At 63.4% G+C, this 19445-nt stretch carries 23 protein-coding genes; 10 read left to right on the plus strand and 13 right to left on the minus strand.

The window, feature by feature from the left end:
- Positions 1 to 19: 19 nt before the first annotated feature.
- The 3 genes from JEQ47_RS17595 to JEQ47_RS17605 form a co-directional block, all read right to left on the minus strand.
- The gene (locus JEQ47_RS17595; RefSeq protein ID WP_198877722.1) at positions 20 to 619 is read right to left on the minus strand and encodes a sigma factor; all 600 of its coding nucleotides are present in this window, start codon (positions 617 to 619) and stop codon (positions 20 to 22) included.
- Positions 620 to 660: 41 nt separating this feature from the next.
- A complete protein-coding gene (locus tag JEQ47_RS17600; protein WP_198877723.1) occupies positions 661 to 2787 on the minus strand; it encodes a putative bifunctional diguanylate cyclase/phosphodiesterase in 2127 nt (708 codons plus the stop codon).
- A 137-nt stretch (positions 2788 to 2924) separates the two neighbouring features.
- Positions 2925 to 4148 carry an argininosuccinate synthase gene (locus JEQ47_RS17605; RefSeq protein ID WP_198877724.1) on the minus strand — a complete coding sequence of 408 codons (1224 nt, stop codon included), beginning with the start codon at positions 4146 to 4148 and terminating at the stop codon, positions 2925 to 2927.
- Positions 4149 to 4258: 110 nt separating this feature from the next.
- Here JEQ47_RS17605 and JEQ47_RS17610 point away from each other — a divergent pair, with 110 nt between their 5' ends.
- Both JEQ47_RS17610 and JEQ47_RS17615 read left to right on the plus strand, forming a co-directional pair.
- Positions 4259 to 4909, plus strand: a complete 651-nt coding sequence (locus tag JEQ47_RS17610) for a LysE family translocator (RefSeq protein WP_198877725.1) — start codon at positions 4259 to 4261, stop codon at positions 4907 to 4909.
- Positions 4906 to 5754: a 23S rRNA (adenine(2030)-N(6))-methyltransferase RlmJ gene (locus tag JEQ47_RS17615; protein ID WP_198877726.1), complete on the plus strand. Its 849-nt coding sequence runs from the start codon at positions 4906 to 4908 to the stop codon at positions 5752 to 5754. Before JEQ47_RS17610 ends, JEQ47_RS17615 begins: the two co-directional genes overlap by 4 nt.
- A 7-nt stretch (positions 5755 to 5761) precedes the next feature.
- Here the strand turns inward: JEQ47_RS17615 and JEQ47_RS17620 are convergent, their stop codons facing one another.
- The 5 genes from JEQ47_RS17620 to thpR all read right to left on the minus strand — a co-directional run bounded on the left by JEQ47_RS17620 (position 5762) and on the right by thpR (position 9815).
- The gene (locus JEQ47_RS17620) at positions 5762 to 6295 is read right to left on the minus strand and encodes a uracil-DNA glycosylase family protein (RefSeq protein WP_198877727.1); all 534 of its coding nucleotides are present in this window, start codon (positions 6293 to 6295) and stop codon (positions 5762 to 5764) included.
- 93 nt (positions 6296 to 6388) lie between these two features.
- Positions 6389 to 7597, minus strand: a complete 1209-nt coding sequence (gene rlmN, locus JEQ47_RS17625) for a dual-specificity RNA methyltransferase RlmN (protein ID WP_198877728.1) — start codon at positions 7595 to 7597, stop codon at positions 6389 to 6391.
- Positions 7598 to 7903: 306 nt separating this feature from the next.
- Positions 7904 to 8410 carry an invasion associated locus B family protein gene (locus tag JEQ47_RS17630; RefSeq protein WP_198877729.1) on the minus strand — a complete coding sequence of 169 codons (507 nt, stop codon included), beginning with the start codon at positions 8408 to 8410 and terminating at the stop codon, positions 7904 to 7906.
- Between the two features lie 88 nt (positions 8411 to 8498).
- On the minus strand, positions 8499 to 9020 hold the full coding sequence (locus JEQ47_RS17635; protein WP_198877730.1) for an invasion associated locus B family protein: 522 nt from the start codon (positions 9018 to 9020) through the stop codon (positions 8499 to 8501).
- Between the two features lie 255 nt (positions 9021 to 9275).
- Positions 9276 to 9815 carry an RNA 2',3'-cyclic phosphodiesterase gene (gene thpR, locus JEQ47_RS17640; protein ID WP_198877731.1) on the minus strand — a complete coding sequence of 180 codons (540 nt, stop codon included), beginning with the start codon at positions 9813 to 9815 and terminating at the stop codon, positions 9276 to 9278.
- A gap of 197 nt (positions 9816 to 10012) precedes the next feature.
- Between thpR and JEQ47_RS17645 the strand changes: the two genes are divergently transcribed.
- Together JEQ47_RS17645 and JEQ47_RS17650 are read left to right on the plus strand one after the other, a co-directional pair.
- Entirely contained in the window at positions 10013 to 10738 is a 726-nt protein-coding gene (locus tag JEQ47_RS17645; RefSeq protein WP_198877732.1) for a Bax inhibitor-1/YccA family protein, read from the plus strand.
- A 95-nt stretch (positions 10739 to 10833) separates the two neighbouring features.
- Entirely contained in the window at positions 10834 to 11331 is a 498-nt protein-coding gene (locus JEQ47_RS17650; protein ID WP_198877733.1) for a GNAT family N-acetyltransferase, read from the plus strand.
- A 1-nt stretch (position 11332) separates the two neighbouring features.
- Here the strand turns inward: JEQ47_RS17650 and JEQ47_RS17655 are convergent, their stop codons facing one another.
- The 4 genes from JEQ47_RS17655 to acnA form a co-directional block, all read right to left on the minus strand.
- Positions 11333 to 11797, minus strand: coding sequence for a GNAT family N-acetyltransferase (locus JEQ47_RS17655; RefSeq protein WP_198877734.1), 465 nt, complete (start codon positions 11795 to 11797; stop codon positions 11333 to 11335).
- Entirely contained in the window at positions 11794 to 12144 is a 351-nt protein-coding gene (locus tag JEQ47_RS17660) for a DUF2794 domain-containing protein (protein ID WP_236020960.1), read from the minus strand. The genes JEQ47_RS17655 and JEQ47_RS17660 overlap by 4 nt, the downstream gene beginning before the upstream one ends.
- A gap of 290 nt (positions 12145 to 12434) precedes the next feature.
- Positions 12435 to 13169, minus strand: a complete 735-nt coding sequence (locus tag JEQ47_RS17665; RefSeq protein WP_198877735.1) for a DUF1223 domain-containing protein — start codon at positions 13167 to 13169, stop codon at positions 12435 to 12437.
- 166 nt (positions 13170 to 13335) lie between these two features.
- A complete protein-coding gene (acnA, locus tag JEQ47_RS17670; protein WP_328769562.1) occupies positions 13336 to 16092 on the minus strand; it encodes an aconitate hydratase AcnA in 2757 nt (918 codons plus the stop codon).
- Between the two features lie 151 nt (positions 16093 to 16243).
- Here acnA and ccmA point away from each other — a divergent pair, with 151 nt between their 5' ends.
- The 6 genes from ccmA (at position 16244) to JEQ47_RS17700 (ending at position 19193) form a co-directional block, all read left to right on the plus strand.
- Entirely contained in the window at positions 16244 to 16870 is a 627-nt protein-coding gene (gene ccmA, locus JEQ47_RS17675; RefSeq protein ID WP_198877737.1) for a heme ABC exporter ATP-binding protein CcmA, read from the plus strand.
- Positions 16867 to 17532: a heme exporter protein CcmB gene (gene ccmB / locus JEQ47_RS17680; RefSeq protein WP_198877738.1), complete on the plus strand. Its 666-nt coding sequence runs from the start codon at positions 16867 to 16869 to the stop codon at positions 17530 to 17532. Before ccmA ends, ccmB begins: the two co-directional genes overlap by 4 nt.
- A gap of 10 nt (positions 17533 to 17542) precedes the next feature.
- Positions 17543 to 18304: a heme ABC transporter permease gene (locus JEQ47_RS17685; protein ID WP_236020934.1), complete on the plus strand. Its 762-nt coding sequence runs from the start codon at positions 17543 to 17545 to the stop codon at positions 18302 to 18304.
- Positions 18301 to 18447 carry a heme exporter protein CcmD gene (ccmD, locus tag JEQ47_RS17690; RefSeq protein WP_210338041.1) on the plus strand — a complete coding sequence of 49 codons (147 nt, stop codon included), beginning with the start codon at positions 18301 to 18303 and terminating at the stop codon, positions 18445 to 18447. Before JEQ47_RS17685 ends, ccmD begins: the two co-directional genes overlap by 4 nt.
- Positions 18447 to 18980 carry a DsbE family thiol:disulfide interchange protein gene (locus tag JEQ47_RS17695; RefSeq protein WP_198877739.1) on the plus strand — a complete coding sequence of 178 codons (534 nt, stop codon included), beginning with the start codon at positions 18447 to 18449 and terminating at the stop codon, positions 18978 to 18980. The genes ccmD and JEQ47_RS17695 overlap by 1 nt, the downstream gene beginning before the upstream one ends.
- A 69-nt stretch (positions 18981 to 19049) precedes the next feature.
- The gene (locus JEQ47_RS17700) at positions 19050 to 19193 is read left to right on the plus strand and encodes a hypothetical protein (protein ID WP_198877740.1); all 144 of its coding nucleotides are present in this window, start codon (positions 19050 to 19052) and stop codon (positions 19191 to 19193) included.
- On the opposite strand, the gene JEQ47_RS17705 is transcribed toward JEQ47_RS17700, so the two are convergent.
- Positions 19190 to 19405: a DUF1674 domain-containing protein gene (locus JEQ47_RS17705; protein ID WP_198877741.1), complete on the minus strand. Its 216-nt coding sequence runs from the start codon at positions 19403 to 19405 to the stop codon at positions 19190 to 19192. The two genes, JEQ47_RS17700 and JEQ47_RS17705, sit on opposite strands and share 4 nt — an antisense overlap.
- Positions 19406 to 19445 lie beyond the last annotated feature (40 nt).

Here is a 19445-nt window from a genome sequence, read left to right on the forward strand (position 1 = left end):
TTGTTTGCTGGATACGGACCTATTGCCGCGAGGGGCCGGATTGTGAGCGCCGCACGACAAATAAATGCCCATCCGGATCGTGGCTGGCAAAAGCGCCGCCATGGCGCAGCAGCGCCGGGAGGAGGCAATCGCGGATGCGCCCATAGGCCAGGTCGAGGTAAAGGCCGCTGAGTTCGCCGGGCGCGGCAAGACCCCGGCTCACCAGATGGCGGCGCAGGGCGGTGACGCGCTGGCGCAAGGCGGTATCGGGCAGATCGAGCAGATAGGCGATCTCGCGCCGGTTGTGCCCGGTCAGCACCAGGGCCGCAAAGGTCCGCAGCGCTGGCGGCAGGCCATCGAGGGTTTCAGCAAGGCCCGCCCCCTGCCCCGGCTCGGGCGCGGCGCGGCTTTCCTGCCAAAGCTGGTCGCGACGCCCGGCGCGACGGGCCGAGCGCGCCGCCATGCGGGCGCGATTGCGGACGACGCCGCCCAGCCAATGCACATTTTCAGGACTGGCGAGGTCGAACCGGCCGGCCTCCACCGCCAGCAGCATGGCATCCTGCACGATGTCTTCGGCCCCGCCGGCACCGGCATGGCGGCGGGCAATGGCGGTCAGGCGAGCGTAAAGGGCGGTGCGCATGGAGCGACAGTGTCAGGCGAAGAGCGGACGGGCAAGCGCGCTCAGGAAGCCTTGAGGCTTGCCTGCCCCTTGGCCGCCTCCGAATGCAGCAGATTGGCCAGCGCCTTGGGCTTGAGCGGGGGCGAGAACAGGAAGCCCTGTACTTCCGAGACGCCCTGTTCGCGCACCATGACCAGTTGTTCCTCGGTCTCGATGCCCTCGGCGGTGGTCGACATGCCCAGCGACTGCCCCAGCCCGATCACCGCCTTGATGATGGCCTGGCTATCGGTGCGGGTGGTGAGATCGCGCATGAAGGAGCGGTCGATCTTGATCTTGTCGAAGGGGAAGCTCCTGAGATAGCTCAGCGACGAATAGCCGGTGCCGAAATCGTCCATGGAAATGCGCACGCCCATGCCGCGCAGCTCGTGCAGCGCCGCAATGGTGCTTTCATTGTCGGTGAGCAACAGGCTTTCGGTGATCTCGAGTTCCAGCCGCGTCGGTTCGAGACCGGCTTCGAGCAGGGCCGACTTGACCTGGGCGACGAGATTCTTCTGCCGGAACTGCACCGGGGAGAGATTGACCGCAATCCGCACCTCGCCCGGCCAACTGGCGGCGGTGCGGCAGGCCTCGTGCAGCACCCATTCCCCGATCGGCACGATGAGACCGGTTTCCTCGGCCACCGGCACGAATTCTACCGGCGAAATGGTGCGATCGTCGTGATCCCAGCGCAATAGCGCTTCCACGCAGGTGACACGGTTTTCCTTGAGGCCCAGAAGAGGCTGGAACATCAGTCGCAGTTCATCGCGCTGCATGGCGAGCCGCAGGCCCGCCTCGATGGAGCGGCGCTGCTGCAGTTCGGCATCCATGCCGGTTTCAAAGAAATGATAGGTCGAGCGCCCCTCGGACTTGGCCTTGTAGAGGGCAAGGTCGGCATTCTTGACGAGCTGGTCGGTGGTGATGCCATCGCCCGGGCCTACGGCAATGCCGACCGAAGCGCCGATCTCGATGCGCTGGCCGCCGATGATCATGGGCGTGCGCATGGCCTTGACGATGCGGTCGGCGACGCGGGCGGCCATATCCACCCCGTCGATCGGCCGCAACAGCAGCGCAAATTCGTCGCCGCCCAGGCGCGCCAGGAGGTCGGTCTCGCGCGTCGTGCCCCAAAGGCGCACGGCGGCCTGCTTGATCACCTCGTCGCCCACGGCATGGCCCAGCGTATCGTTGACGGCCTTGAAGTGGTCGAGGTCGATATAAAGCACCGCGGCCATTTCGCCGCGCTTGAGGCCGGCTTCGGCCCGCGCCATCTGCTCCAGAAACTCGATGCGGTTGGGCAGGTCGGTCAGCGCGTCGTGGCGCGCCAGATGCTGGATGCGCGCCTCGGCCTGGCGCTGCTCGGTAATGTCCTCGTGGGTCGAGACCCAGCCGCCATCCTTCATCGGATGGTGCTGCATGAGGATGGTGCGATTGTTGAGTTCGTGGATGTTCTTGCCGTATTCGCGGCGCGAAATGACCTCGCGGCGCCAGGCGATATACTCTTCCTTGGTGCCGCCGGTGGACATGCCCATGTCGAAAAGATGGGCGAGGATGTCCTCGAGCTGGCTGCCAGGCTTCAAGAGGTTGATGGGCAGGTTGTAGATGCGGGCATAAGGCTCGTTGCAGATGACGAGGCGCCCGCGCGCATCCATCATGCAAAGGCCGATGGAGATATTGTTGACCGCAGCATCGAGCCGGATGTTCTGCCGTTCGAGTTCGAGCTTGCGCTTCTGCTGGCTCTCCGAGCGGGCGATCTCGTCGGTAATGTCCTCGTGAGTGACCACCCAGCCGAGTTTTTCTGAATAGACATGCGCGGTTTCGATGATGCGGCCGCCGGCCACCACTTCCTGCGCCTTGTGCCGCGCGCCGCCGCGATTGGCCAGCAGCTCGCTGGTATAGTGTTCGTAGAACTGGTCGGGGCTCTGTCCGGCATGGTTGCCGAGGCGAGCGCTGAGATGCACCACATCCTCGAGCGTCATGCCGCGATGGATGGCGTCCTCGGAAAAGCCGTAGAAGTCGCGATAGTGCTTGTTCCACATGAGGAGACGGAACTGCGGCGACCAGACGCAAAAGCCATAGGGAATGCTTTCCAGCGCTGCATCCAGGAGCAGGGCTTCGGCAACTTCCCCAACTTTGCCGACGTCATCGGACCGCATCCAACCCCATCCCCAAAGAGCCAACTCGCGACGCTGGCGAAAAGCTAATGAGATGCGCTTAACGCGGGATTAAATGTGACGGTTTCAATCGATTTCGTGAAGGGGGCGGGCCATCAACCCGCCCCATTTGCGCGAATTCAGGCGCCGGACTTCTTGTTGCGGGCCGCCCAGGTCTTGAGACGCAGGCCGTTGAGACGGATGAAACCGGCCGCATCCTTGTGATCATAGGCAATCGCGCCTTCTTCGAAGGTCACGAGGTCCATGTTGTAGAGGGAGTGCGGCGAGGTGCGGGCAATGACCGTAGCCGAGCCCTTGTAGAGCTTCACCGTCACTTCGCCCGACACATACTGCTGGCTCTTGTCGATCAGGGCCTGCAGCATCTCGCGCTCGGGCGAGAACCAGAAGCCGTTATAGATGAGCTCGGCATATTTGGGCATCAGCTCATCCTTGAGATGCGCTTCGCCGCGGTCGAGCGTGATCGATTCGATGCCGCGATGCGCGACCAGCAGGATGGTGCCGCCCGGGGTTTCGTAGAGGCCGCGCGACTTCATGCCGACAAAGCGGTTTTCGACGAGGTCGAGGCGCCCGACGCCATGCTTGCCGCCAAGCTCGTTGAGCTTGGTGAGCAGCGCGGCCGGGGAAAGCTTGACGCCATTGACCGAGACCGGATCGCCCTTTTCATAGCCGATGGTGATGATCTCGGCCTGGTCAGGCGCCTTTTCCGGATCGACGGTGCGCTGGGCGACATAGTCCGGTGCCGGCACGCCGGGATCTTCCAGCACCATGCCCTCGGACGAGGTGTGCAGGAGGTTGGCGTCGACCGAGAACGGCGCTTCGCCGCGCTTGTCCTTGGCGATCGGGATCTGGTTGGCTTCGGCATAGGCGAGAAGCTGGGTGCGCGAGCGCAGATCCCACTCGCGCCAGGGGGCGATGACCTTGATGGCCGGGTCGAGCGCATTGGCGGTCAATTCGAACCGAACCTGGTCATTGCCCTTGCCGGTGGCGCCATGGGAAATGGCGTCGGCGCCGGTTTCCTGGGCGATTTCGACGAGACGCTTGGCGATCAGCGGACGCGCGATCGAGGTGCCGAGCAGATACTGGCCCTCATAGACCGTATTGGCGCGGAACATCGGGAACACGAAGTCGCGCACGAATTCCTCGCGCAGGTCCTCGATGCGGATGTCCTTGATGCCGAACATCTCGGCCTTCCTGCGCGCCGGCTCCAGCTCTTCGCCCTGGCCCAGATCGGCAGTGAAGGTCACCACCTCGCAATTATAGGTTTCCTGCAGCCATTTGAGGATGATGGAGGTATCGAGCCCGCCCGAATAGGCCAGCACGACTTTTCTTATTTCATTCGACATTTTCGCATCTCGGTAGGAGTGGCCCGGGGTGGAGGCCCGAAATCGGGCGCACCCTAGTCATGACTGGGCTTTGGTGCAATTGTCCGGCGCCAAGATTCTTGGGAGCCTTCATGCCCGCCTTCATCCCCGATGTATCCGTCATTGTCACCTTTGCGCTTGCCGGTTTCGTGCTGGCCGTGACGCCGGGACCCGACATGGCGCTCTTCGTCTCGCGCACCATGAACTTCGGCCGCGCCCATGGCTTTGCCGCAGTGCTGGGCACGAGCACCGGTATCGCCGTGCACACGGCGCTGGTGGCCTTCGGTATTTCGGTGCTGATCGTGGCGGCGCCGGCCGCCTTCTGGGTGCTCAAGATCGTGGGCGCGCTCTACCTGGTCTGGCTCGCCATCCAGGCCATCCGATCCGGCGGAGGCCTGCTGGTGACGCGCGCCGCGGGGCGGCAGCCGACCTTGTTCCAGAGCTACATGACCGGCCTTGCCATCAACCTCACCAATCCCAAGGTGGCGCTGTTCTTCGTGACCTTCCTGCCCCAGTTCATCTCGGCCGATGATCCGGCCGCGGCCAGCAAGCTCCTGGTCCTGGGCGTCGAGTTCATCGTCGTCTCCCTGCCTGTCGTCATCGCCACCGTACTGTGCGCCGAATGGCTGACGACGACTTTGCGCGACAACCAGTGGGTGTCCCGGGCGCTGAACTGGAGCTTTGCCGCGGTATTCCTGGCTTTTGCCGCCACCATCCTCTTTGCCGAAGGCCGCAGGTCGTGAACTATCGCCACGCCTTTCACGCCGGCAATTTTGCCGATGTGGTCAAACACACGATCCTCACCCGTATCCTCGCTTACCTGATGAAGAAGGACGCCGCCTTTCGGGTGATCGACACCCATGCTGGCCTGGGCATCTATGATCTCCAGGGCGACCAGGCGGAAAAGACCGGCGAATGGCAGGACGGCATCGGCCGGCTGATTCACGTGAAACTTCCCGCTCAAGCCGCCGACCTGCTGGCGCCCTATCTCGATGCCGTCAGGGCCCGCAATCCGGAAGGCAAGCTGCGCTACTATCCGGGCTCGCCGTTCATCACGCGGCACATGCTGCGCCCGCAGGACCGGCTGATGGCCTTCGAGCTGCATCCCATGGATGCCGACCGGCTCAAGGAGAATTTCGCGGGCGACTTCCAGACCCGCGTCACCCAGCTCGACGCCTGGGACATTTTCGGAACCCACCTGCCCCCCAAGGAAAAGCGCGGTCTGGTACTGGTCGATCCGCCCTTTGAGGAAAAGGGAGAATTTTCACGCATGGTGCAGAGCCTCGAAAAGGCACAGAAGCGCTGGCCCGGCGGCACCTATGCCTATTGGTATCCGATCAAGGAGATGGAAGAGGTCGAGGCCTTCGTGAAGGCGCTCAAGGGCACGGGCATCCCAAAAATCCTCAGGCTCGAACTCACCATCCGCCCCTCATCCCAGCCGCCGCGCCTCTATGGCACCGGCATGATGGTGGTCAATCCGCCCTATGTACTGGAAGAAGAGATGCGCGTGCTGCTGCCGGTACTGGCGGATGTGCTGGGCGAAAGCGGGCAAGGCCGCTGGGCTTTGCAATGGGTTGCCGGGGAGTAGCAGCCGGCTATGTCAATGCTGCAGCGATTAGCTCAGCTTTATAGTCGTACGTCCCAATCCTCGCGCTGGGGTGGGGAACTTCCAAACAACTGACACCAAAACGGCGGCACGCCCGAGCCGCTTGCCCCCCAAGTGCGACAACCTTTCTTCCCTCTACCTCAAACCGGGTAATACTATCGAAAGAAGCGTCCACGTCTTGGAACGAGATGCTGTCACTTCGCCCAGCGGGCAAAAGGTGAAATGCCTGTGTCATATAGATGTCCGCGCGCGACATTTTGGCGATGGCTAACGCTTTGTCCATCACAACGTTGAATGGAATACCGGGCATATAGCCATATTTGCGCAATACGGCAGCATGTTGCATGGCAGAAGGCGCATCAAACCAATTATAGGCCACAAGTACAGGACCACTCCTGCTCCTCGAATTGATTTGGAGAGGAGAAACATAGTCACCATCGAGTCCAACATCAAACAAGGACTTGTAGCCCGGAAGCGCAAAGGACTTTCGCTTCCTCACAATCTCTTCGTAAGACATTGGCATCTGGAACCTCCAGAATGCAATCTTCAAAATACTGAAAAATAACGCAAGCAAACGTCGCGTTAAAATTAACAAGTATAGGCAATATCTTGGGCTCTACAGCGCCAGCAGCGCCTCGCGGTCTTTCTTGGTCAGCCGCTCGCTCTCGCTCTTCAACTGCCCACACGCCGCAAAGATATCGCGGCCGCGGGGGGTGCGGACGGGCGAGGCGTAGCCCGCCTTGTTGACGATGTCGGCAAAGCGTTCGATGCGCGACGAGGGCGAGGTACCGTAGTTCGAACCCGGCCAGGGGTTGAACGGGATCAGGTTGATCTTGGCAGGAATGCCGGCGAGGAGCCGCACCAGTTCGCGGGCTTCGGCATCAGAATCGTTGATGCCGTCGAGCATGACATATTCGAAGGTGATACGGCGCGCATTGGAGAGGCCCGGATAATTCCTGCAGGCCTCGAGCAGTTCCTTGAGCGGCCACTTCTTGTTGATCGGCACCAGCACGTCGCGCAGTTCGTCGCGCACGGCATGGAGCGAAATGGCCAGCATGACGTCGATCTCGCGGCCGGTCGGCTCGATATAGGGCACGACGCCCGAGGTCGAGAGGGTGATGCGGCGCTTAGAGATGGACATGCCGTCGCCGGCTGAGGCGATCAGCAGGGCCTGCTTGACGTTGTCATAGTTGTAGAGCGGCTCGCCCATGCCCATCATCACGATATTGGTGATGGCGCGGGTTTCGCCACCCGGCACGAGGCCGCCGTCATCGGGACGCGCGCCGCCGGGGAAATCGCCGAGGCGCTCGCGCGCCATGAGGATCTGCCCCAGAATTTCGCCGGCCGTCAGGTTTCGCACCAGCTTTTGCGTGCCGGTGTGGCAGAAGGAGCAGGTCAGCGTGCAACCCACCTGCGACGAGACACAGAGCGTGCCGCGGTCGCTTTCCGGGATATAGACGGTTTCTACCTCGACCGGCGGCATGTTGGGGTTCTGCGGGTCGCGGAAGCGGAACAGCCACTTGCGGGTGCCGTCGACCGAGACCTGCTCGGTGACGATTTCCGGGCGATCGAGATTGAAGGTGTCGGAGAGCTTCTGGCGCACCGGCTTGGCCACATTGGTCATGCGGTCGAAATCAGTGACGCCGTTGACATAGAGCCAGTTCCAGAGCTGGGAGGCGCGCATGCGGCCTTCCTTTTCCGAGACCACGCCGTGACCGACCAGCGCTTCGGCAAGGCCGGCCTTGGACAGCCCGATCAGCGACGGCCGCGCGGCCGAGGCCGGACGAGTGGCGGTCGAATGGTCAAGGTTCAGCGCGTGGCTCATGGCAGGCACACCGGGGGCGTTGGGAATGCGGGAAGTGCGGGCGTTTAGCACAGACCTGCGGATTTCGCAAAGCTTCGAACTGTCACGAAGGGCTGATCGCTCCGGTGGAGCGATCAGAAGTGAGAAGGCCATGAGAGCTGTGCTCGATTGGCCGTCTCCTCGACGTCTGCGAAATGGATTGCCCGGTCAAGCCGAGGACGGAACTGCAGATGTGGCAGAACCCCTCATCCGGCGTTGTGCTTCGCTGAAAACAAAGGTCCCCGCCTTCGCGGGGATGACACCGTGTTTAGGGACGGCTATGGCGGCCTAGCACTCTGCCCCGATCGCCTGCTGGGCGGCGGTGGCGCCCGAAAGCGAGAAGGTCTGCACCACTTCGGTGCCGGCGGCCGAGGTGCCGGTGATCACGAGGGTCGAGCCGGAGCGGATGGCGGCGGCGAGATTGGCGGCCTGCCCGGCATCGTCGAGCCAGGCGGCGTCACTCTGGGTGAAGAGCGGGAACTCCTGGCCGCCCACATTGGCCACGGCCATCGAGCCGGTCTGGAATGTGTAGCCGGCCACGACGTTGAACTCGTTGACCACATCCTCGCCCGGGCGATTGGTGATGTAGGCATAGCCCTCGGAATAGCCCTCCGGGGTGGGCTCGGTGCTCTTGGGCTTGGTCATGGCAAAGCACACCGTGCCGCCGCCGTCATCGGCCGCATAGCTCGACCAGTCGCGGAAATCGCCGAGCACCCGCGCCGACTGGGCCTGGGCCGGCGCTAGGGCGGCCAGGACGAGGAGCGTGGCGAGCGGAAGGGCGGAACGACGGATCATGGGGGGACTTGGACCTCTTGGGCAAACCGGGCAGCGGGTCGGCGGACCCCTGCCCAGTTACAAATGTTCTGGCGGAAGCGGCAAGCCTTTACTGGCAGGCCGCGTCGATGGCGTTCATCGCCGCAGTGGCGCCGGAAAGGGAATAGGTGTCGACCGTATTGGTTCCACGCTGGCTGGTGCCGCGCACGACAAGCTGGCTGCCGGCCTTGAAGGCCTGCACGAAAGCCGGTTCGTCGCTGCTCGACGCCAGCCAGGCCGTCGAGTCCCGCGCCGCCATGACATAGCTCTTGCCATCGATGGCGGCAGAGGCCTTGGCATCGGTGGCGTTGTACGGATAGCCGATCTGGGTCTGGACCTCGTTCTTCGAGCCCATGCCCTTGCGATGCACGATCAGGAACTTGATCGGGTCGCGGTTGGCGCCCGCCGGTTCGCTGGATGTCGGCTCGCCGATGATGAAGCAGATCTGTCCGCTCTGGTCCGAGGCCGTATAGGCCGACCATGCATTGAAGGTGCCCAGCTCGGTCGCCTGCTGCGCCTGGGCGGCCGGCGCCAGAGCCATGACCGTCGCTACCGCGAGCCCGAGGGCAAGGCCACCGGTTTTCGTCGTCATCGCCAATTCTTCCTCTTGTCTTGCTGCCGTTCGTGGGGCGTTCTGCCCGTCCAGTGTGCCCCGAACATGGTTACCAACATCTCAAGGCGCACCGCTCCCCGCCGCACCGGTGGCCTTCGCTTCAAATGAAAGCCAAAGGCGGCGGGATTGGGGCACCCCTGCCCCGGGCGAGGGGCATGTGGCGGGGAAAGGGTTAACCGGGCCCTAACAAGGGTGTGATCTCCCGGCGTCGCTCAGGCTGCCAGCTGGACGGCGTCACGCCGCCAGGGGATAGGACTGTTCCACGAGATAGGGGCCGCCGCCGATCGAATCCCGGCTCGAATAAAGGACGAAGCGGGCGGGCGCGAAGCTCAGCGGCTCGAACCGCGCCGCCTCGGCCATGAACCGGGCAAGGTCTTCCGCAGAGGTGCCGCGCAGCCGGGCCAGCGAAACATGGGGCACGAACTTGCGGCCCTCCGGCGCCAGGCCCGCCTTTTGCAGCATCCGCTCCTGCGCCGCCTGCAGGCGGGTTAGCGCCTCGGAGGGCTCGACCCCGGCATAAAGCGCGCGCGGCTTGTCGCCGCCAAAACTGCCCAGATGGGTCAGGCGAATGGGGAATTGCAGCGAATTGGACAGCCGATCGAGGCTGTCGGCCACGTCATCGGCAACGTGACCATCGACATCGCCGATAAATCTGAGGGTAATGTGGTAGTTCTCGGGATCGATCCAGCGGGCGCCGGCGAGGCCGCCGCGCTTGAGCGAAAGGGCAAATCCCACATCGGCGGGGATTTCGAGGCCGGTAAAAAGCCGGGGCATGATGAGCCTCCCTGGCGGTCGATTCGTCGCCCCGACCGTAACACAAACGCTTTATCCGGCCAGTCCATGTGTCGCAGGGGACCGAATATCCTTGTCAATCCTCTGTGGCGTCCCCATATTCCTCGGCAAGTGGCAATGCCAAATGCCCCCTGCGGTGAGAAAACCGCCTCACGTTTTTTGGGAAAGGGAACCTGAAAATGGCTGAATATGACCGTCAGACCCTCGGTGCGCGGGCCGGCTCGGCCGTAGCCATCGACGAAGGTCTTCGCAGCTATATGCTGCGCGTCTACAATTATATGGGCCTGGGCCTCGTGGTCACCGGCCTTGTTGCCTATTTCACCAGCCAGTGGGCCATGTCCAGCCAGGCCAATGCCGAGCTGCTCTATGCCAGCCCGCTCGCCTGGGTGATCATGCTGTCGCCGCTGGCCTTCGTGCTGGTGCTGAGCTTCGGCATCAACAAGCTTTCCGTGGGCGCTGCCCAGGCCGTGTTCTGGGCCTTCGCGGCCGTGATGGGCCTGTCGCTCTCGTCAATCTTCCTGGTCTATACCGGCGCTTCTATCGCCAAGGTGTTCTTCATCACCGCCGCTACGTTCGGCGCGATGAGCCTTTACGGCTACACCACCAAGCGTGACCTGACCGGCATGGGCAACTTCCTGATGATGGGCCTGATCGGCATCATCATCGCCTCGATCGTGAACATCTTCATGGGCTCGACCATGCTGGACTTCGCGATCTCGGTCATCGGCGTGCTGATCTTCACCGGTCTCACTGCCTATGACACCCAGAAGATCAAGGAAAGCTACTCCGAGCATTACGGTGCCGACGTGATGGCCAAGAATGCCATCATGGGCGCGCTCTCGCTCTACCTCGACTTCATCAACCTGTTCATGATGCTGCTCCGCCTGTTCGGCAATCGCGAGTAAGTACCGATATCCTTGATCGCATGATCAAGGAATTTGGTTGGACGACTTCAGGGACCGCAGCCTAAAAGGGCTGCGGTCTTTTTATGTGTGCAGCCATGTCCGACACGCTTCTCCGCGCTTTTTCCTGGTCCGATATCCCGGCCATCACCACGATCTATCGGCACTATGTCGAGCACAGCGCCATCACCTTCGATACCGAAGCGCCGGGCGAGGAAGCGATTGCAGAAAAATATGCGGGCCTCAAGAAGCTCGGCCATCCGGTGATCATCGCCGAGCGCCAGGGCAGGGTCGTGGGCTATGCGTATGCGAGCTTTTATCGCCCCCGCGCCGCCTATCGCTTCACCTGCGAGGATTCGATCTATCTCGACCCGGCCGAAACCGGGAAGGGCCTGGGCAAGGCGCTGCTGACCGAACTCCTGATCCAGTCCAAGGCCTTCGGCTTCAAGCAGATGCTGGCCGTGATCACCGCCGACACCGCCAATTCCATCGCCATCCACGAAAAGTTCGGCTTCGAGCGCGTCGGCTACTACAAGGCAGTGGGTCTCAAATTCGACCGCTGGCACGATATCGTGCACCTGCAAAAGGCGCTCTAGCTCAGATCAGCGGCTTATGCATGGCCGAACAGGCCATCCTGCCATCGGGCATGGCATCGCCGGCCCAGCCCTGCGCCAGGTAGAACCGGCGTGCCGTCGCCGTGGCCTTGAGCCGTCCCGTGGCAAAACCGCGCGCGACGAGATCGGCTTCGAGATGAGTGAGAAGCGCCTTGCTGACGCCGCGGAACCGGGCCGCCGGAGCCACATAGTTGAGGGCAATTTCACCGTCCGCCGTAGTCGCCCCCACCGCCGCAACCTGCTCGTCGAGCTCGGCGACGAAGAGATAGAATCCACTCCGCTCCAGCATGGCGGAGACGCCCGCCGGCGTCTTGTTTGCCGTCCATTCGGCGATCCGTGCGGGATCGTCACCATGGTCGGCATGGCAGAGTTCGGTGATCGAGGCGATCAGCACCGCACTCATGGCGGCGGCGTCAGCGGGACGGGCCGGACGCACGTGGAGGCTCACCCGACCACCATCAGATCGGGATCGAGCACACGCAGCACCTGCGCCAGATCATGGCCACGCTTCAGGATACGCCCCTGCTGATTGGTGACCATGTACTGGCCCTGGCGATTGCGCAGTTTCGGGTTCTTCTCGACCACATAGAGCGGCCGCTCGGACACGCGGGCATAAATGGAGAAAAGCGCCCGATCCTTGAGGAAATCCAGGGCGTAGTCGCGCCACTCGCCGGTCCCGACCTTGCGGCCATAGACGGCGAGGATCTGCATCAGCTCGCGGCGATCGAAGGCGACAATCGGCTGCACGGGGCGGTTCGGCTGGTTTGCGGGCTCGCCCACATGTACCAGCGCCAGATTGGTTCGGCTCTCGTCTGGGGGACCCTGCACGCGCTCTACCCTGTCACATCACGGTCATGATCGGCGCATTCTGCGGCCTTGGCAAGCCTGCGCGAAATTCCCCATTTCGGCCACGATTTGTCCCCGAACGCGCCCCATTGACCCGGCACTGTTCAACCATTGCCTCCAGTGGCCGGCAGGCGGGCGATCCGAGCCCCCAAACCGAAAGCGCGCCTGCCGGCCACCCCCTATCTGAAGAGACCCAAAGTCATTCGCCCGCTTCCCTCCTGAAGCGGGTATTTTTTTGGCTAGAAGGCGTAGGTGGCGGCGCCAAGGATCGGCCCGGGCAGGCCGTCGCGCTCTTGCTGGATCAGGATAGCGACGCCACCCGCGGCGCTGGGCGCGAACTTTTCGAGCGGCAGCTTGACCTCGGCGCCGGCGGAAGCTTCCCACATGCCCACGATCTGCCGGTCCACGACGACCTGCGTATAGACCATGGACTTGCCGGCGTTCTCGCCCTTTTCGATGGCGACATCGGCGCGGTCGAGATAGCGCACCAGGTAAATGGTGGCGTCTTGCAGGGCGGCATTGGCCGGCACGTCGAGCTTGAGCATGTCGCCCTGCACTGAGAGCGACACGTAGAGCGGCAGCTCCGCATTGGCGAGGGCCGCCTGCACCTTGGCGCGCTTGGAGCCGACCACGCCCTCGGCACCGTTGATCACCATTTGCGGGGTGAAGATGCGCGAGGAGCCCCAGTTGCGCGCATAGCCCCGTTGCAGGTCGGAAAAGCCCTTGCTGCCGAAAGTGTCTTCCCAGCCGATATAGTCCCAATAATCGACATGATACGCGAGTGCCACCACATCGCCCTGCTCGGCAAGGCTGGTCAGCAGCGCGTCGGCCGGTGGGCAGGAGGCGCAGCCCTGGCTGGTGAACAGCTCAACCACCGCCTTGGGGCGCGAAATATTGTCGGCCTGGGCCCCGCCCGCCAGGGTGAGCCCGAACAGCGCGCCAGCAATGAGGGCGGAGAAAGGACGAAAAAGCATGGGCGTCTTTGTAAGCGCAGGCCACAAAGATTGCCTAGTCAAAAGCGGGTGAGAGTCACGGAATACCATGGGCGGCGTGGCCGAGCGGCGACACCTGACGCACGACCAAAAACGGCGGCCCCGGATGGGACCGCCGCTTTGGGTTTTCAGGAAATGTAAGTAGCGCTTACGCAGCGACAAGGCTGCGCAGCACATAGTGCAGGATGCCGCCATTGTTGAAATAGTCGAGTTCGTTGGCCGTATCGATGCGGCAGCGGGTTTCGACGTCGAGCACCTCGCCATTGGCCCGCGTGATCTTCACGACCACGGTGGCGCGCGGCTCGAGATTGGCAATCCCTGCGATATCGACGGTCTCGGTGCCATCGAGCCCCAGGCTTTGCCAGCTTTCGCCTTCCTTGAACTGCAGCGGGACGACGCCCATGCCCACGAGATTGGACCGGTGGATACGCTCGAAGCTCTGGGCGATGACCGCCTTGACGCCGAGGAGGTTGGTGCCCTTGGCCGCCCAGTCACGCGACGAGCCGGTGCCGTATTCCTTGCCGGCAAAGATCACCAGCGGCGTACCGGCCTCTTGATAGGCCATGGCCGCATCGTAGATCGGCATCTGCGATCCATCCGGGCCCTTGGTGAAACCGCCCTCGACGCCATCGAGCATCATGTTCTTGATGCGGATATTGGCGAAGGTCCCGCGCATCATCACCTCGTGATTGCCGCGGCGGGCACCATAGGAATTGAAGTCCCTGGGCGCCACCTGGCGCTCGGTCAGGTATTTGCCCGCCGGCGTGCCGGCCTTGAACGAGCCGGCCGGCGAGATGTGGTCGGTGGTGATGCTATCGAGGAACAGCGCCAGCACCCGGGCCGACACGACATCGGTCACCGGCTTGGGTTCTATGGTCAGGTCCTCGAAATAGGGCGGGTTCTGCACATAGGTGGACGCGGAATTCCAGCCATAGGTCTCCCCACCTTCGACGGCGATGGCCTGCCAGTGCTGGTCGCCCTTGAAGACGTCGGAATAGCGCGCGCGGAACATGTCGGCATGAACATGCTGGCGCACGATCTCGGCGATCTCCTGGTTGGTGGGCCAGATATCCTTCAAGTAAACAGGCTGGCCGTTCGAGCCGGTGCCGATGGGCTGGGTGGTGATGTCCACATTGAGCGTGCCGAGCAGCGCATAGGCGACGACCAGCGGCGGCGAGGCCAGGTAATTGGCCCGCACGTCGGGGTTCACGCGGCCCTCGAAATTGCGGTTGCCCGACAGCACCGAGGCGGCCACCAACTTGTTCTCGTTGATCGTGTCGGAAATGGCCTGCGGCAAAGGCCCCGAATTGCCGATGCAGGTGGTGCAGCCATAGCCGACAAGGTTGAAGCCGATGGCGTCGAGGTCTTCCTGCAACCCCGCTGCAGTGAGGTAATCAGTCACCACCTGCGAGCCGGGGGCCAGCGAGGTCTTGACCCAGGGTTTCGACGTGAGCCCCAGCGCCCGCGCCTTGCGGGCCACAAGGCCGGCCGCGACCAGCACCGATGGGTTGGACGTATTGGTGCAGGAGGTGATGGCGGCGATCACAACCGAGCCATCGGTAATGCCATAATCGGTGCCCTGGACCGGAAAAGCGGCCTCCTCGGGAATGTCATGGACGCCATTGGCGCCTTCATAGACATAGCGGCTTTCCTGCTTGTCGGCGGGAAGCTTGGTCCGCTCGATGCGCCCGCCGCTGAGTTCCGGCAGTGCCTCGGCAAAGGCCGAGGTGACATCCTTCAGGGCCACGCGATCCTGTGGGCGCTTCGGACCCGAGAGCGACGGCACGACCGTCGAGAGGTCGAGTTCGAGCGTGACCGTAAAGACCGGGTCGGGCGTGTCGGTGGTGCGGAACATGCCCTGGGCCTTCGAATAGGCCTCGACCAGCGCCACCCGGTCAGGATCGCGGCCGGTGGTCGAGAGATATTTGAGCGTATCGGCATCGACAGGAAAAAAGCCGCATGTGGCGCCATATTCGGGCGCCATGTTGCCGATCGTCGCCTGGTCCTCGAGGCTGAGATAATCGAGGCCCGGCCCGTAGAATTCGACGAACTTGCCGACCACGCCCTTCTTGCGCAGCATTTCGGTGACGGTCAGCACGAGGTCGGTGGCGGTGATGCCCTCGTTGATCTTGCCGGTGAGCTTGAAGCCCACGACTTCGGGGATCAGCATGGTGATGGGCTGGCCCAGCATGGCGGCCTCGGCCTCGATGCCGCCCACGCCCCAGCCGAGCACGGCGAGGCCATTGACCATGGTCGTATGCGAGTCGGTGCCCACAAGCGTATCGGGATAGGCGACGATCTCGCCATTCTCCTCGCGGGTCCAGACGGTCTGGGCCAGATATTCGAGATTGACCTGGTGGCAGATGCCGGTGCCCGGCGGCACGACGCGGAAATTGTCGAAGGCCGACTGGCCCCAGCGCAGGAATTCGTAGCGCTCGCCATTGCGCTCGTATTCGAGCTCCACATTCTGCGCAAAGGCCATGGGCGTGCCGAAGCTGTCGACCATGACCGAGTGGTCGATGACGAGATCGACGGGCACGAGCGGATTGATCTTCTGCGGATCGGCGCCGAGCTTGGCGGTGGCGTCGCGCATGGCGGCAAGATCCACCACGGCCGGCACGCCGGTGAAATCCTGCATCAGCACGCGGGCCGGACGGTACTGGATCTCGTATTCGGATGTGCGTGTCACCAGCCAGTCGGCAATGGCCTGGATGTCTTCCTTCTTGACCGTGCGGTTGTCTTCGAAGCGCAGCAGGTTCTCAAGCACGACCTTCATCGAGCCGGGCAGTTTCGACACCCCCGCAAGGCCGTTCTTCTCGGCCTCGAGAATGGAATAATAGGTATAGGTCTTGTCGCCGACCACGAGGGTCGACTTCGACTTGAAGCTGTCAATGGAGGTCACGATGCTCCGCCCTTCTTGCTGCTTTGACGCGGCTTCCCGGGGCTTGGGGCCTGAGAAAATCCGCGCTTTTCTGGAATGACTCTAAGCCAGTTCGTTATAGTCAATCACCAGAGCCCTTGCCAGTTCCACCATGGGTCCAATACGAGATGGGGTCATGACAAGAGGGCAGGCCCAACTTCGATTAAGTCTGGAGGCACAGGGCCTTGCCTGTGGCTATGGCGAGACCGCGCTGGCCACAGACCTGAGTTTCACCGTGCCATCAGGCAGCGGCCTCCTGCTGCGCGGCCCCAATGGCGCGGGCAAGTCGACCCTGCTGCTGACCCTGGCCGGGCTCCTGCAGCCCCTTGCCGGCCAGATCGCCCTCGTCGGCCACGATCCCGATGACGGCCCTGCCATCCACCATTGCGGCCATCGCAATGCCGTGCGGGCGCGGCTCACCGTGCGCCAGACGCTCGATTTTTGGGCCGACATCAATGGGCGAAACGGCATCGACGCGGCAGCCGCACTTGACCGTGTCGGTCTCGCGCGCATTGCCGGCCTCGACGCCGGCTACCTGTCGGCCGGCCAGCAGCGGCGCCTCGTGCTGGCGCGGCTTCTCGTATCCCGGCGCCCGGTCTGGCTGCTGGACGAACCCAGCGCCGCCCTCGATGCCGACGGCCAGGCGCTGCTGGAAGCGCTGCTCGATGCCCATCTCGACGCCGGGGGTATTGCCATCATCGCCACCCATGACGCGATTGCCGTCGAGCGCCTGCGCACCCTGACGCTGGGGGTGGCGGCATGACCGGCTTTCTCGGTGTGCTGCGACGGGACCTGCGCCTGGCTCTGGCGGGAGGCGGCGATATCCTCACGCTGGTGCTGTTCTTCGTCATTGTCGGGGCCATCGTGCCTTTTGCGGTGGGACCCGACCGTGAGCTCCTCGCCCGCATCGCGCCCGGCGTCATCTGGATCGCCGCCTTCCTCGCCATGCTGCTCGGCCTCGACAAGCTCTTCCGGCCCGACCGCGACGAGGGGACGCTGGCGCTCTACAGGCTCGCCGACCTGTCGCTGCCGGGCATGGTTGCCGCAAAAGTGATCGCCCACTGGCTGACCGCGGCCCTGCCGCTGATCGTGGCCTCGCCTTTTCTGGCGCTGATCCTGGCCATGGACATGGACACCTATTGGCGCACGCTCGCCTCGCTGCTGCTCGGCACCCCGGCGCTGGCCGCTTTCGGCACCTTCGGGGCGGCGGTGACCGTGGCCATAAGGCGGGGAGGCCTGCTCGCACCCATCCTCATCGCGCCGCTCTCGGTCCCGGTGCTGATCTTCGGGGTGGGCGCCATTTCCCCCCTTGGCGGCCCGGACCAAGCCAGCGCCGCCATGCTGTTCCTTGCGGCACTCAGTCTCATGGCCCTGGCCCTCTCTCCCTTTGCGGCGGGCCTTGCGATAGACTGGGGAGAAGAGTAGAGCGCGCGCCATGAGCATAGACGACACGCCCAAAATGAGCTGGTGGAACCGGCTGGCCCATCCCGGCCAGTTCGTGAACTGGACGCGGCCGCTGATCTGGCCGCTGGTGGCCGTCACGGCGGCCCTTTTCGCGCTTGGCCTGTGGTTCGCATTCTTCAATTCCCCGGCCGATTACCAGATGGGTGACACGGTGCGCATCATGTATGTGCACGTGCCCACCGCCTGGCTCAGCCAGTTCGTCTATGGCGCCATGGCCGTCTCGGCCATCGGCACGCTGGTCTGGCGCCACCCGATGGCCGACGTGTCGATGAAGGCGGCCGCGCCGCTGGGCGCCGTCTTCACCGCCATGGCGCTCTTTACCGGCTCGATGTGGGGCCGGCCCACCTGGGGCACGTTCTGGGAATGGGACGGCCGCATGACCTCGACCCTGATCCTCCTCTTCATTTATCTCGGCATCGTGGCGCTGTGGCGTGCCTTTGACGACCAATTGCGCGCCGCCCGCGTCGTGGCCATCTTTACCCTGGTGGGTGCCATCAACGTGCCGATCATCAAATTCTCAGTGGACTGGTGGTCGACCTTGCACCAACCGGCCAGCGTCTTCCGGCCCGATGGCCCGACAATGCCCGGCTCCATCCTGACGCCGCTTTTCGTCATGTTCTTTGCCTTCACCTTCCTTTTCATCACGCTGCAGCTCGTGGCCATGCATACCGAGGTGCGCCGCCGCCGGGTGATGACGCTGGAACGCAAGGCCGCGCGGGGAGCCGGCGCATGATCGATCTCGGCCAGCATGCCCAGTTCATCACCGCTGCCTATGCCGGCGTGTTCATCGGCCTCGCGCTGCTCATCGGCTGGGTCGCCTATGATGCGAGGCGGGTAAAGGCGCGCCTTGCCGAACTCGGGGACAAGCGCGACTGATGCGCTACCTGTTCTTCGCCTTGCCGCTGATCCTGCTCGTGGGCCTCGTCGCCATCTTCGCCACGTCCATCGACCGCGATTCGAGCCTGGTGCGGTCGGTATTGATCGATCGGCCCGCGCCCGAATTTTCGCTGGCGCCGGTGGAAGGGCTCGCGACGCCCGGCTTTGCCGCGGCCGATCTCCGGGGCGAGCCGACCCTGGTCAACGTCTTTGCGTCCTGGTGCATTCCCTGCCGGGACGAACATCCGCTGCTCGAGGCGCTGAAAGCCGAAACCGGCATACGCATGTTCGGCATCAACCATTCCGATGCCCCGGAAAACGCCGTGGCCTTCCTTGCGGAACTGGGCAATCCCTATGACGCGGTGGGCGCCGACCGCGACCGTCGCGTCTCCATCGACTGGGGTGTCTATGGCGTGCCCGAGACCTTCCTCGTCGATGCCGATGGCGTCATCGTCTACAAGCATGTCGGCCCGCTGACGCCCCAGGCCATTGAAAGTGAACTGCTCCCGGCACTTAACGGGTTGAAAAGCTGACCGCATTCAGCTTGTGTTCATCTAGTTTGCGGCAAGGTGACGCCGTCTTCAGAAGTGGAAGAGTGTAGCGTGCGTCGCGTTTTTTCTCATTTGCGCCAGCAGCGGCTGATCACCCTGATCGAATATGCGCTGGTTGCCTCGATCATCACCGTCGCGACGACGTTTGCGGTTTCGGCCGCCGGCTACAACATCACCGACTTCTTCCCCGGCTAGAAATCGCTGGTGAGACCCTTGATCTCCCAGTCGCCATAGCGGCCCGGCTCGAGCCCGCCGCGACCACCCTTCTCCTTGGGCGCCATCGCCGTCGCTTCATCGATCGCCTGCCGCCGCGCTTCCGCCTCGGCCAGCGCCCGCTGCGCCGCGGGGGAGAGGATTTTTGGCTCAGCCGCTTCAGTTGTCTCGGGTGGGGTGGTGTCGTCTGCCATCGCTGGTCCCATTACGTTTTGTCGCGCCGCTTGCGCGGAA

Origin of the sequence: Devosia sediminis, from assembly GCF_016411825.1 — a bacterium.
GTDB classification, from domain to species: domain Bacteria; phylum Pseudomonadota; class Alphaproteobacteria; order Rhizobiales; family Devosiaceae; genus Devosia; species Devosia sediminis.